This is a genomic window from Pedobacter insulae, from assembly GCF_900113525.1.
In the GTDB taxonomy this organism is placed as follows: domain Bacteria; phylum Bacteroidota; class Bacteroidia; order Sphingobacteriales; family Sphingobacteriaceae; genus Pedobacter; species Pedobacter insulae.
Window position 1 is genome coordinate 58,342 of sequence record NZ_FOPP01000011.1, and the last position, 13,570, is coordinate 71,911.

General features: G+C 38.8%; 13 protein-coding genes. 9 read left to right on the top strand and 4 right to left on the bottom strand.

From position 1 onward, the window contains the following. Positions 1 to 33 precede the first annotated feature (33 nt). Genes cysS through BM207_RS16390 form a run of 4 tightly spaced genes read left to right on the top strand, consistent with a single transcriptional unit; the run spans position 34 to position 4,284 of the window. On the top strand, positions 34 to 1,494 hold the full coding sequence (gene cysS, locus BM207_RS16375; RefSeq protein WP_090996845.1) for a cysteine--tRNA ligase: 1,461 nt from the start codon (positions 34 to 36) through the stop codon (positions 1,492 to 1,494). 7 nt (positions 1,495 to 1,501) lie between these two features. Beyond that, the gene (locus tag BM207_RS16380; RefSeq protein ID WP_090996848.1) at positions 1,502 to 2,500 is read left to right on the top strand and encodes a M28 family peptidase; all 999 of its coding nucleotides are present in this window, start codon (positions 1,502 to 1,504) and stop codon (positions 2,498 to 2,500) included. A gap of 43 nt (positions 2,501 to 2,543) precedes the next feature. Continuing rightward, a complete protein-coding gene (locus BM207_RS16385; protein WP_090996851.1) occupies positions 2,544 to 3,398 on the top strand; it encodes a nuclear transport factor 2 family protein in 855 nt (284 codons plus the stop codon). Between the two features lie 4 nt (positions 3,399 to 3,402). Continuing rightward, positions 3,403 to 4,284 (top strand): glycerophosphodiester phosphodiesterase family protein, encoded by an 882-nt coding sequence (locus tag BM207_RS16390; protein WP_090996854.1) that lies wholly within the window; start codon positions 3,403 to 3,405, stop codon positions 4,282 to 4,284. A gap of 68 nt (positions 4,285 to 4,352) precedes the next feature. Here BM207_RS16390 and BM207_RS16395 read toward each other — a convergent pair whose 3' ends face one another. From BM207_RS16395 to BM207_RS16405, 3 genes are read right to left on the bottom strand one after another with little or no spacing between them, the layout of a single operon-like run. After that, positions 4,353 to 5,315, bottom strand: coding sequence for an AAA family ATPase (locus BM207_RS16395; RefSeq protein ID WP_090996859.1), 963 nt, complete (start codon positions 5,313 to 5,315; stop codon positions 4,353 to 4,355). A 5-nt stretch (positions 5,316 to 5,320) separates the two neighbouring features. After that, complete coding sequence (locus tag BM207_RS16400) at positions 5,321 to 6,682, bottom strand: peptidylprolyl isomerase (protein WP_090996863.1); 1,362 nt, start codon at positions 6,680 to 6,682, stop codon at positions 5,321 to 5,323. A 55-nt stretch (positions 6,683 to 6,737) separates the two neighbouring features. Further along, positions 6,738 to 7,265 carry a hypothetical protein gene (locus BM207_RS16405; protein WP_245768145.1) on the bottom strand — a complete coding sequence of 176 codons (528 nt, stop codon included), beginning with the start codon at positions 7,263 to 7,265 and terminating at the stop codon, positions 6,738 to 6,740. 166 nt (positions 7,266 to 7,431) lie between these two features. Here BM207_RS16405 and BM207_RS16410 point away from each other — a divergent pair, with 166 nt between their 5' ends. Together BM207_RS16410 and rdgB are read left to right on the top strand one after the other, a co-directional pair. Beyond that, positions 7,432 to 7,938, top strand: a complete 507-nt coding sequence (locus BM207_RS16410) for a hypothetical protein (protein ID WP_090996866.1) — start codon at positions 7,432 to 7,434, stop codon at positions 7,936 to 7,938. Next, complete coding sequence (gene rdgB, locus BM207_RS16415; RefSeq protein WP_090997078.1) at positions 7,938 to 8,531, top strand: RdgB/HAM1 family non-canonical purine NTP pyrophosphatase; 594 nt, start codon at positions 7,938 to 7,940, stop codon at positions 8,529 to 8,531. Before BM207_RS16410 ends, rdgB begins: the two co-directional genes overlap by 1 nt. Positions 8,532 to 8,960: 429 nt before the next feature. On the opposite strand, the gene BM207_RS16420 is transcribed toward rdgB, so the two are convergent. After that, the gene (locus BM207_RS16420; RefSeq protein WP_177217148.1) at positions 8,961 to 11,009 is read right to left on the bottom strand and encodes an OstA-like protein; all 2,049 of its coding nucleotides are present in this window, start codon (positions 11,007 to 11,009) and stop codon (positions 8,961 to 8,963) included. Between the two features lie 116 nt (positions 11,010 to 11,125). On the opposite strand from BM207_RS16420, the gene tilS reads away from it, so the two are divergent. The 3 genes from tilS to BM207_RS16435 all read left to right on the top strand — a co-directional run bounded on the left by tilS (position 11,126) and on the right by BM207_RS16435 (position 13,537). Then, the gene (tilS, locus tag BM207_RS16425) at positions 11,126 to 12,463 is read left to right on the top strand and encodes a tRNA lysidine(34) synthetase TilS (RefSeq protein WP_245768146.1); all 1,338 of its coding nucleotides are present in this window, start codon (positions 11,126 to 11,128) and stop codon (positions 12,461 to 12,463) included. Positions 12,464 to 12,568: 105 nt separating this feature from the next. After that, on the top strand, positions 12,569 to 13,051 hold the full coding sequence (locus BM207_RS16430; protein ID WP_090996874.1) for a hypothetical protein: 483 nt from the start codon (positions 12,569 to 12,571) through the stop codon (positions 13,049 to 13,051). 6 nt (positions 13,052 to 13,057) lie between these two features. Further along, positions 13,058 to 13,537, top strand: a complete 480-nt coding sequence (locus BM207_RS16435) for a hypothetical protein (protein WP_143095986.1) — start codon at positions 13,058 to 13,060, stop codon at positions 13,535 to 13,537. Positions 13,538 to 13,570: the final 33 nt, after the last annotated feature.

Below are 13,570 nucleotides of genomic sequence, written 5' to 3' on the forward strand. Positions count from 1 at the left end.
CATAAAAACCAACGTATTTATTAAATTTGCCACATGATACAAAATCTACAGTTATACAATACCATTTCACGGAAAAAGGAATTATTTGAACCGCTAAACGCCCCGCATGTGGGTATGTATGTATGTGGTCCAACAGTTTACAGTGATGTGCATTTGGGTAATTGTAGAACATTTATCTCTTTCGATTTAATTTTTCGTTACCTGAAGTTTAGCGGATATAAAGTTCGCTATGTGCGTAATTTAACGGACGCCGGGCATTTAGAAGGAGATCGGGATGAAGGTGATGATAAGTTTGCAAAAAGAGCAAAGTTAGAGCAGTTGGAACCCATGGAAATTGTGCAAAAGTACACACTGGGTTTTCATGATGTGATGAGGATGTTTAATACCTTGCCTCCAAGCATTGAACCTACCGCAACCGGGCACATTATTGAGCAGATTGAAATGATCAAAACCATTATAGCCAATGGGTATGGCTATGAGGTTGATGGAACGATTTATTTCGATGTAGAGAAATACAGCAAGGAATATAATTATACCGTATTAACCAACCGCAATTTAGAGGATATGCTTGCCAATACCAGGGAGCTGGGTGGACAGGATGATAAGCATGGGAGGTTAGATTTTGCGCTTTGGATTAAAGCTAAGCCCGAGACATTAATGCAGTGGGCATCTCCTTGGGGCGCTGGTTTTCCGGGATGGCATATTGAATGCTCTGCGATGAGTGCAAAATATTTAGGTCAGGAGTTTGATATACATGGGGGAGGCCTGGATTTGGCAGCAACGCACCACACCAACGAAATTGCACAGTCGGAAGCATGTAGCCACCACCAGCCCGCAAAATATTGGATGCATACCAATATGTTAACGGTAAATGGTACGAGAATGTCAAAATCTGCCGGCAATGGTTTCTTGCCGGGTGAGTTGTTTACCGGTAACCACCCATTGTTAAAAAAGGGGTATAGTCCTATGACAGTGAAGTTTTTCATGTTGCAGGCCCATTATCGCAGTACTTTAGATTTCTCTAATGAGGCATTAGAAGCTTCTGAAAAAGGATTTAGACGTTTAATGAGTGCCATCAGTTTGCTGCCAAAGCTTAAGGCTAGCGAAGAAGGTGATTTTGAAATTGAGCAATTGCGCATCAATTGTATCAACGCTATGAACGACGATTTTAACAGTCCGATTGTAATTGCCGAGTTATTTGAAGCGGTAAGAATCATTAATACCGTTTATGATGGAGGGGCAAAAATTTCCTCAATTGAACTGGAAAAGTTGAATACTTTGATGAATGATTTTGTATTTGATGTATTCGGATTAAAGGACGAGGATAGTAGCAATGTAGAGCTGAATGATATATTGGATATGGTTATTACGCTTAGGAAGGATGCTAAAGAGAATAAAGATTATGCAACATCTGATAAGATTAGAATCGGTTTGCAGGAAATAGGCATACAACTAAAAGACAGTAAAGAAGGAACAACTTGGAGTAAAGTTTAGTAAAACAATGAGTAATATGTATAAAAGGGGTAAGCTATCTTTGTTGTTGTCTTTAATGGTATTGATAGGCTGTAATTCAGATCAACAACAAGAATCGACAAAGGAGGAGCAAAAAATGGTTGCCTTGATGTCTCCAGATTTTAATGCCGATAGTGCGTTTGCTTATGTTAAGGCGCAGGTTGATTTTGGTCCGCGGATTCCTTCTACCCCAGCGCATTCGAAATGTGCGAAGTATTTGGAGCAAAAGTTACAATCTTTCGGCGGCGAGGTGTTCATACAGGAGGCTCCAGTTAAAACTTATGATGGAAAGACACATCAATTAAAAAATATTATTGCTGCATTTTATCCCGAAAAAAAGCAACGTGTTTTGATCACCGCACATTGGGATGCACGTCCTTTTTCTGATCAGGATATGGATGAGGCTAGTAGGGATAAAGCATTTGATGCCGCAAATGATGGTGCGAGTGGCGTTGCGGTAGTGCTCGAAATGGCGCGCCAAATTCAAATGAAGCAGCCAAATGTAGGGGTGGATTTTATTTTGTGGGATATAGAAGATTATGGAAAATCTAATGACGAAACGGAAAAGGAGACGACCTGGTGCATTGGTTCTCAGTATTGGTATAGAAACCCGCCAGTGAAGGGATATAAACCATTGTATGGTATTAATTTGGATATGGTTGGGGGAGAAAGTGCGCAATTTGCAATGGATGAGGTATCTCGACAATATGCGCCGCAAGTAGTACAAAAGGTTTGGAGTATTGCTAGTGAGATTGGTTACTCAAATTATTTTGTTAACCTAAATTCTGGCAGCTTAATTGATGATCATTATTGGGTTAACCAGGCGGGTATACCTTGTATTGATATTATTCATTTTACTGATGCGACGGGTTTTTACAAAAACTGGCATACGCAATTAGATAATTTAAATAATATTGACCGGAATACTTTAAAGGCAGTGGGACAGGTTGTTTTAGAAACAATCTATAGGGAAAAACCAGCAGCCTAGTGTTAATTGTTAATTTACTTATATTAGCTAAATATTTACTCCTATGAAAAGAATTATTTATACCTTATTTGTTTTGTCTGCCGGATTTTCGGCCTTTGCCCAGAAATCAGATGGCAGTGCAAAGTCGCTGGCAAAAACAGAAGTAGCTTTTTCAGATTACGCCTTAAAGAATGGAACTAGTGACGCGTTTGCCACTTTTGCTGCGTCAGATGCAGTTGTATTTAGGCCAAACGCAGTTAATGCAAGACAATTTTATGCGAGCGCTCCAGATATGAAAAATTTATCATGGTCGCCCAGCTATACACAGATTTCGAGAAGCAGGGACTGGGGTTTTACAACTGGTGCTTATCTTGTTGATGGTGAGCAAAAATCATACGGGCAGTATGTTTCTGTATGGCGCGGTAAAAATGGGAATTGGGAAATGATTTTAGACATGGGAACTGAAACAAACAAGCCATTAGACAAGGTAACCCCGGTTATCATAGAACCAAAAGATAAGTTCAAGCCTTTTTTTGCAACCGAGAAGGAGTTGAAAATGAGTAGAGATATTATCTATACCACCGAAAAAACACTGAACACCACGTTAAAAACCTACGGATCTAGTGCTTTTTCTGGTTTTTTAAGTGCTAATTCTCGTTTATTATTCCCTGGAACTGAACCAATCATTGGAAAAGAAAATATTCAGGCTTTTAACTACAGGATGATTGATAAAATAAGTTTAAAGACTACGTCGGCTGATAAAGCACTGGGTGGTGATCTTGCTTATACTTATGGGATTGCTACAATCGATTATAAAACCGATTTGCGCGAGAGCTTCAATTATCTATATATATGGGAGCGCCAGGCAGATTTTAGCTGGAACATCTTAGTACAGATTTACACTTTGGCCGACCGTTAACAGGATGAGGAGACTGATAGTTTTATTTGCCATTTTGCAAGGGGCATTGGGAGCATTTGCCCAAGAAAAATTTGATGTACAAGGTAAAGCAGGCTGTAGGGGAATTATGCCCGAAAACACCATTGCCGGAATGATTAAGGCGTTAGACTTAGGGGTAACTACTTTAGAAATGGATGCGGTGATATCGAAAGACCTCCAAGTGGTGTTATCTCAAGAGCCTTATTTTAACCATGAAATTAGCCTTTCTCCAGATGGGAAGTTAATTGCTTTCAAAGACCAAAAGAAGCATAATATCTTTAAAATGGACTATGTCGATATTCAGCAGTACGATGTAGGAAGTAAGCCTCACCCACGATTTCCTGGTCAGCAGAAATATAAAGCTTATAAGCCTCTGCTTGGAGAGATGATCGATTCTGTAGAAAGCTATGTAAAATTAAATCGCTTAGCTAAGCCAGATTATAGTATTGAAACAAAATTAATCCCTAAGGGGGACAATGAGTTTCAACCCGATGCAGCCACCTATATTGAACTCATCATGGCGACTGTGAAGAAGAAGAAAATTGAAAAGCGCGTGATTATTCAATCTTTTGATGTGAGAACCTTGCAGTATCTTCATAAGAAATATCCTAAAATAAGAACCGCTCTTTTAATTGATGAGAAAGAGGATTTCGAAGATAATATTAAGGAACTAGGTTTTAATCCGACTATATACAGCCCTTATTCGGTATTGGTAGGCAAATCATTGGTAGAAAAATGTCATGCATTAGGCATTAAAATTATTCCCTGGACGATCAATTCGACAAAAGACATTAAGTATTTGATGAATTTAGGAGTAGACGGCATCATTACTGATTATCCAAATTTAATGGGGCAGCTTAATAACTAGTTGGTTTCTTTTTGGAGCAAAATAATAGCGCGACGGTTAGGGTCGGCAATCGCCTGAAAAATATTTTGCTAAAATAAGTCTTTGATAATTTGTTCAATGGATAAACCTTCAGCTTCTGCCCGGTAATTTCGCACAATACGGTGGCGTAAAATCTGCTCTGCTACTGCTTGTACATCCTCAATATCGGGAGCATATTTTCCAGAAATTGCCGCATGGCATTTAGCACCTAATACTAGAAACTGAGATGCTCGTGGCCCTGCTCCCCAACTTACATAATTGTTAATAGCGGCAGACGCTAGTGGGGTGTTGGGGCGAGTTTTTGAAACTAATTTAACCGCATATTCTAAAACATGGTCAGTAACCGGAATACTACGGATTAGTTGCTGGAAATATTGGATTTCGCTGGCATTGATTACTTTAGTCAATTTAACTTCGCTATTGCTTGTGGTATTTTTAACAATCGTTAGTTCGTCTGCAAATGTTGGATAATCTAAGTGAATGTTGAACATAAAACGATCCAATTGTGCTTCCGGAAGGGGGTAAGTCCCTTCTTGCTCAATCGGATTTTGCGTAGCGAGTACAAAAAATGGTTGTGGCAAACTGTGGGTGTGGCCTGCGATAGTTACCGCTTTCTCTTGCATGGCTTCGAGTAAAGCAGCTTGAGTTTTCGGCGGTGTCCGGTTAATTTCGTCGGCCAAGATAATGTTCGCGAAAATCGGTCCTTTGATAAACTTAAGGTGGCGGTCTTCGCCAAGTATTTCCGCCCCGATAATATCACTTGGCATTAAATCTGGCGTAAATTGAATACGATTAAAAGAAAGGTCTAAGACACTTGAAACAGTTTGCACCAATAAGGTTTTAGCTAAACCTGGTACACCAACTAATAGGCAATGGCCATTACTGAAAATAGCGACCAACACCGATTTAATTACTTCATCTTGTCCAATAACTACTTTGTTAATTTCGGATTGGATTTTTTTGAAGGACTGATGCAGTGCATCGACGGCTTTTACTTCGCTTTCAAATTGCATGCAACTTATTTGTTTTCGTTTTTAGCCCAAAGTTTCATTTCGTCGCAAGTTGCAAATTCCTCGTCAACTTTGATATATGTTGTCTCTTTGCGTTTTTGGAACCACTCGCTTACTACGCGGTCTTCCTTTTCTTTTTGGGCGCGTTCCTTGAATTTAGGGTAATCCTGCTCCAAATTTCCTTTGTGAGGAGGTATTTTGGATTTCAAGAAGAAAATTTTATAACCCTCTTTACCTTGTTCAGGACTTGAAAAAGCAACCGGTTGAGAAACTTCTCCGACTTTCATCGTATCAATTACGACAAAAACACTTGGATCTAGCTTATCAACGGGAATAAATGTTGTTCTTGCCGTAACATCGTCTGCATATAACATCATACCGCCGTTGTATTGAGTTTCTTTATTATCGGAATAATTGGAGGCTGCGAAAGCAAATGGCATTTTGTTTACAGCAATATCTTTATAAATACTATCTGCTTTTAATTTCAACCTGGTTAAACTCTCAGGCGTAGTTTGCGGCTTCACTAATATATGGCGCACATGAGCGGTTTCTCCCCGGCGTTCTAATACCTGAAGAAGATGGTAGCCATACTCTGTTTCAAAAACAGGCGACATTTCTCCAGCCTTTAATTTAAACGCCCAGGCAGTAAATTCTTTAACCATTGTTGTCCTGTCAATAAAGCCATAGTCACCACCCTCCGATGCGGAGCCTGGATCTTCTGAATAGCTTTTAGCCAAGAATCCAAAATCTTCGCCCTCTTTGATACGAATCCTCATCGCCTCGAGCTTATCATAAGATTTTTGTTTTTCGGCTTTCGTTAACTTAGGGTATAAAACAATTTCCCCAACCTCTACTTCAGTGCCAATATCTGGCAAGCTGTCTTTCTGGTAAGAATCGAAATATTTTTTTACTTCTAAAGGTGTTACACTAATGTTTTCAGTGATTTTTGCCTGCATTTTTTGCGCAATTAATCCTTCTTTTACATCAGGGCGCATCTCATCTTTGTATTGCAATGCAGATTTATGTAAAAACTGTTCCAGCTGTTCTTGCCCACCCATACGCTTAATTTGATAGCGCATCCGTTTGTCTAACTCATCATCAACCTGCGCATCTTCTACAACAATTGAATCGATTTCAGCCTGTTGCTTTAAAAGTTTTTGAATCAGCATTTGCTGAAGGTACATGCATTTAATGCGGTCGTCGGCAGGATTTCCCTGATTTAAATAGATAGCATATTGCTGATTCAACTCAGAGAGGAGGATGATATTACTACCTACAACTGCTACCACTTTATCTACGTTCTTCTTCTGAGCTTGTACATTTATAAACAGACACATTAATGCAACTGCTATGCCTAAAGTTTTCTTCATTCTATATATTCAATTCTAAATGTTTGCAAAGTTAATATTATTTGATAAGAATTAGCTAGAGCTTGGCTAAATGCCTTAGTTCATCATCATTAATCTTAACTGTATATTTCGTTCTTAGTGTTTTAATCCATTGATTTTCCAAGCTTTGCTGGTAATCTGCAATTACTTGGCCCCTCACTTCATCAAAGTCCTTATTCCCATAATTCGAAGCATTTGCCTGATGAAATTCCTTTAGTTTACTTTCATTATCTTGCGCTTTGCTCCAAATTTTTTGCTCTGAAATATTGAACATCAATACTCCTTCGCGATATTCATTCATAATATAGGCGTATTCTAAATTTTTTGGTGAGGCTTTTTTTTGTGCTCTAAGCGCCCTTTCATAGCCATTAATTTCTGCTTTATAAGCTGTGTCTACGTCCAACCCCATTGAGCGGGCATCTATAACCTTGAGCTTAAAGTTGATGTAAAGATTTAAATAGGAAGCTAAATCAGCATATGTCGCATTTGCTACACCACCATGATTTTTTTTATAAACCCACATAAATTCTTTACTGCTTATAGATTTCCCGTTTACATATGCCACGTTTTGTGCATACGCAAGAAAATTTAAAGAACCCAATAAAAAAATGCAACAGACTTTTCTCACAAAAGACAACACCTATATATATTAATGGATAAAAATAACAATTTGCGCCACTATAATAAGATATTTAACTAATTTTAACAGAAAAAAATTCTGTTAATATTATATGGCTAACCAACTTACAAGTAACGCCGAAGCCTTACGTTTATTTTTTACTGAAGATATTTATTTAATACCTCAACAAGCAGTAACTGTTGGAGAGTCAGCCGTGAAGCCAATGAAAGTTGAAGTAGTATTTAAATATTTAGGAAAAAATCAAAAGAACATTTTAATCTTGGTAAACGACGATCAAAATGAGGTGAGTACAGTTGAAGGGAGAGAATTGTTGCGGAAATTGGTAAAAGCCATCGATCTTACCGCGAATGACTTTGCCTTGGTTAATTATGCATCGTATAAAGGACATCATTATGATGATTTTAAAACAACTTTTGGTTGTAAACTGGTTTTAGCTTTTGGTGTCGGTGCAAGTGACCTCAATTTACCGGTGCAGCCCCAAAATCTACTGGTTGACTACAACGGTGTGAAGTTTATTTTCAGCTCGAACCTGGATGACCTGGAGCGTGATTTGCCGGGTAAAAAGACATTATGGACAAGCCTGCAACAGTTAAAATAATGGAACGGTTAGTATTTGCAACGAATAATCTAAAGAAAACAGCAGAAGTTAAGGCATTATTGTCGTCCGACTATGAGGTACTGAATTTGAGTGACATAGGTTGTTTAGTAGATATCCCTGAAACGGGCAACAGTTTTGCAGAAAATGCAACTTTAAAAAGCAGCTATGTTGTGATGAATTACCAGATTAATTGTTTCGCCGACGACAGTGGACTGGAGGTTGAGGCATTGAACAATGAGCCTGGTATTTATTCTGCGAGGTATAGCGGCTCAAGAGGGGACGAAGTTAATTTAAATTACCTTCTGGCGAAGATGGAGGGGATTGAAAACAGGAGAGCCAGGTTTAAAACCGTGATTTCATTGATACAAGACGGAGAAAACCATCTTTTTGAAGGGGTTATCAACGGAGTATTACGCACTCAGCCTTCGGGTACAATGGGATTTGGGTACGACCCGATCTTTCAACCAGACGGTTATACCGAAACATTCGCACAAATGACTTTAGCGCAAAAAAATGAAATCAGCCATAGAGCAATAGCTATGCAAAAGTTGATAACTTTTTTAAAAAGTAACCCGTCATTGCGAGGAGCGTAGCGACGAAGCAATCTTACGTTGTTAATTAGATTGCTTCGCTGCGCTCGCAATGACGGGACACTCGCAATGATGGATGCTTGGTATAACGGGTCGTCATTGCGAGGAGCATAGCGACGAAGCAATCTTACGTTGTTGATTAGATTGCTTCGCTGCGCTCGCAATGACGGGACGCTCGCAATGACGGTAGGTTAACTCGCAATGACGGGACGCTCGCAATGACGGTAGGTTAACTCACAATGACGGACGCTCGCAATGACGGATGCTTGGTATAACCGGTCGTCATTGCGAGGAGCGTAGCGACGAAGCAATCTTACGTTGTTAATTAGATTGCTTCGCTGCGCTCGCAAGGACGGGACGCTCGCAATGACGGGAAGTCGCAATGACGGTAGGCTAACTCGCAATGACGGGACGCTCGCAATGACGGGCGCTTTAAATGGTTTCCCTCGGCTTTTTAGCCGGTGGTGCTGTTTTAGCCGGAGTTTTTGTGGCGTTCGTCTTCGGAGCAACTTTAGGTTTAACTTTGTTAACTTTCGGTTTAACCGGTGTTTTCCCAGATGGATTATTGATAATGTCATTTTTGCTTTTCGGTCTTAGCTCGGGCTTCCATATAAAGCCAGTTAAGATGGCGTCTTTGGTCGCTTTTTCGGGCGATGAAAATGTACCTTCAATCCCTTTAACAATCTTAATTTGGGAAATATCTTTATCGGCAAAACTTATTTTTATTCGGGCACTAACAGTTTGATTTTGCTGATATTTTCCATCACTTTTTTTATCATAGCTGATGCTCTCCGCATTGCCATCTACATACATGTCCCTGATCTCCCCGTTATCGAAAAAAGCAGTAATCAATTTACCTTTTACCTGGTTAAATTTAGTCGTATCGGTTTCTTGATCTACAATGAACCCATTTTGCAATACCTGAGCACTATTTATTTTCTTGTTTTTAAATTGTACATGAATAGTGTCGCCCGTTTGCTGTGAACTATCAGACCATAGGATAGGATCCCGATATAGCCTCAAGGTAGAATCGGCTGCAGTAAAAAATAGGGAGTCGGACTTGGCCTGTAAGTTGGTTTTAAAAACGCGAACATTATGGTACGCGCTAATGGTCCGGGTTCTAACGGTATCGGCTGGGTTAAATGGGGCAGGAGGGAGCTTTTTTGCTGTAACGACGCTGTCTTTTTTAGTGCTCGTTTTTGGAACGGCTTTAACAGAGTCTTTAGCCAGTGTTTTTTGGCTTTTAATAAGCGTATCCTTTGCTAAGCTATCGTTTTTTATAATAGATTTCGGTTTTAAATCAATAGAGTCTGGAACTGATTTGAGAGAATCAATGGGTGGTATTACCGCTGTGGAATCTGGTGTACTAGTCGGTTTTACAACTTTTCCGTTTCTTCGATCTTTTCTGCTTGGTTTAGTAGTTGCTTTTGGAGTTACTACGGGTGTTTTTTTAGGTAAGGCCGTATCAAGCGCTGGTTTACCGGCAGGGGTTTCTTCGGTATTTGGTTTTTCTTCTTCCACGCCAATTTCATCATCTGCCAAAACGGTTGGTTTTTCAATCAGCTTCAATGTTTTTTGCAAAGTCATCTGCGCCTCCAATATATCTGCGCCTAGCCATAATGAATCCGGGACGAGCTTGTCGTTAACAGTCACAGAGTCGGCTGTTCCCAGTCCGACGTAGGCATTTATCTGCACCTTAATCCGTTCATCTATTTTAAAATATTCGCCCAGCTGCCCTCGCAATTCTAGTTTATCCTTGGTATCCACAAAAATGATATTCTTAACAGCTTTTCCGTAGCCTCGTTTGCCATCATAATACAAGCTGTCGCCCTTTAAGCTTTTTGTATCTTGTGTATAAAGATTCTTTTTGCCAAAAAATGCTTTCTCGGTCTTGGTATTGTATTCGCCATTCTCAGTATAAAGGTTATCATCTTTACCTTTAATATTGGTAGGTCCATAAAAATAGGTCTGATTAGTAAACGTATTATACCGTAGGGTATCGGATTTTATCGTTACCTGTTCTGTAACCACCACTACATTGTACCTGAAATAGGCATCTTTCGTGCTGGCCAAATAATACCCTCTTTTACTGGTTACAGTAACATTATTTTCCTTGTTTACTATTTTTCCGTTGTCAACATAAGTGCCAACCCGGCTTGCCATATTGTAATCGAAAATATTAGTGGTAAGTGTAGTGGAGGGATCAGACATCCGTACATTATTCATTAAGTGCGCCATTTTAGCGTTCCCATCATAATTGAGCTTGTCGGAGAAGATATTTACGGTGTCCTGACGAATGTGAACATTGCCAAACGCCTCAAAATAATTCAATTCGCTCCATAGCCGTGCACTATCGCAAGTTAAAATAGCCCCGTCATGCTCGAAAATAGGTCTCTGAAGACGGGTAATTTGCGTTTTATTGTCCACAATCATTTGGTCGGACGTTTGAAGAACAATTTTTGTTCTTTGTTGAGCAAACATTATGCTGGGAAACAGCATTAAAAACAAGAAAAGGCGTAATTTCTGCACTTTACAAAGTTAAGTTTAATTTTTTTTTAATGAGATAGACTTTGCTGGTTTAAATTAAATATTTTTGAATGATGTTACCTGTAAACAGTTTTGTTGATTATATCAAAAAAAATAGCCTTTTTACCCCAGAGGATAAAATTCTATTGGCCGTAAGCGGTGGTAAAGACTCTGTTCTCATGGCTCAGCTATTTAAACTCGCAGGGTTTAATTTTAGTATAGCCCATTGCAATTTTAATTTGAGAGGCGATGAGTCACAGCGGGATGAAGCTTTTGTAAAGTTATTGGCGGCTATTTTGGAAGTGCCGTTTTATGTAAACCATTTTGAAACAAAAAGTTTTGCCAAGGAACATCAATTATCTACTCAAATGGCCGCAAGAACATTACGGTATAATTGGTTTGAGGAAGTGAGAACTCAATACAAGTATCATTACATAGCGGTAGCTCATCATCAGAATGATTCTATTGAAACATTATTGCTGAATTTAACCAGAGGGACAGGAATTAGCGGGATGCATGGCATTTTGCCGAAAAGAGGATATCTCATCAGGCCGTTGTTGTTTTTATCAAGACAACAAATTGACGATTTAGTCAATGAAAACCATATCGATTTTGTAGAAGATAGTTCCAATCAAAGTGACAATTATGCGCGTAATAGCATTCGACTTAACGTTGTTCCTGTTTTAAAGGAACTGAATCCAAGTTTGGAAGAAACTTTTGTGCAGAATTTTATCCGTTTCGCCGAAACTGAAATGGTGTTACAAAATGTAATAGCGCAAACAAGGAGCAGTTTATGTGAAAATCGAAATGGTGATATTTATATTTCGATCGACAAGATTAACCTGTTGCAACCCCAGCGTTTATTGTTCTTTGAGCTGCTTAAGCCTTATCATTTTGCATCCGCTGTTGTGGAAGAAATTTTACAATCCTTAACTAAACAAAGCGGCACCCTGTTTTATAGTCATACTCATTGCTTAACAATAGATAGGAGCGAAGTTATCATTTCACCATTGCGGGAATCAGCGCATACAGCCAATCGTTTCATCCATTCGGATGATGAAGCCATATGGATAGGTAGTCAACGAATGATAATGACCCATACTTCTTCAACTTATTTCGAATCGAATTTGAATAAGCTATTTGTAGATTCAGACCAGCTAATATTTCCTCTGGTTCTGCGTTTCTGGCAGGATGGAGATCGGTTTATGCCGCTAGGAATGCAGCATCATAAAAAGGTGAGCGACTTCTTAATCAGTCAAAAGATCCCAATTCCCAACAAATCAAAAATTCCATTACTGGTGAATGGCAATGGTGAAATAATATGGGTGGTTGGATTAAGGCAGGATAATAGATACAAAGTAAAGGCAACAACAAAAAAAGTTGTTATATTCGAACTATTAAATCAATAACCGAACTTGTGAGCTCATTGATACCTTTAAAACATTATACCTACTATCAATAACCGAACTTGTGAGCTCATTGATACCTTTAAAACATTATACCTACTATCAATAATGGATCAGAAACACGTTTATATCGAAAAGCAATACATTGGGAGGGATTACATTCGCATTTGTATCAGGTTAATTATGGCTGCTTTTTGCTTTGGTGCTTATGTATATGAGCGCGATCGTGACAATACTGTTGATCTTTTTCTGGTAGTTGGCTTCGGGATTATAGGCGTTTCTATTATACTTTTATTTCTTATCCAGTATAAAATTCGTATAGAAAATAAAAGCGTGATAATTGATGGCTTGTGGACTGCCAAAAAAGTTAAAATTGATTTGAATAGTATCGTTAAAGTAAGGAAAGACACCTATAGTAGCTATTTATTTAATAACCCAGTATATAATTTACATAAAAAGGGGAGTATACGTTTTTATTCTTCTGGTAAGGATGCGATTGTATTAACAGATCGTGATGGGTTAGAATATTTTATTGGAACTCAACGACCGAATGAAATGTATCTGGTTATTCAGGACGAAATGAAGCAGTAGTTTGATATGATGATGAACTTTAGATATACCTTTTTAGCCACAGCGCTCGCATTAGTATTTACAACCGGACTAAAGGCCCAAACGTACATGCCTAAAGTATCTAAAGATTCTTTGGGTATTCTCGAGGATCGTATTGCTGTTTTAAAAGCCACTTTAAAACTTCACGAGCTTAAGGTTAAAGAGGCAGAGGAAGAGAAAGACGTTGAAAAGCTTAGGATAAAACTAATAAAGGCGAATGCCGACTCGAAGGAATCGGCATCAAAGAACGACGATCTTTCAAAGAAGTTTGGTACCGGAACTTTAGATGCCAAAGCGATACAGAAAATTGCAAAAAGAGCGAAAGACGATATGAACGATGCACAAAAGGCGTTGGATTCTTATGACAAGCAGAAAAAGAGAGTAGAAGATATTAGGTCGGAAATACGGGTGGAGGAAGAAAAACTGCTAGGGATGAAACCACTTGTGAGTTTTATTACCCACAGATAACACAAATTAGCTAAGATATAGGTTAATTTGCGT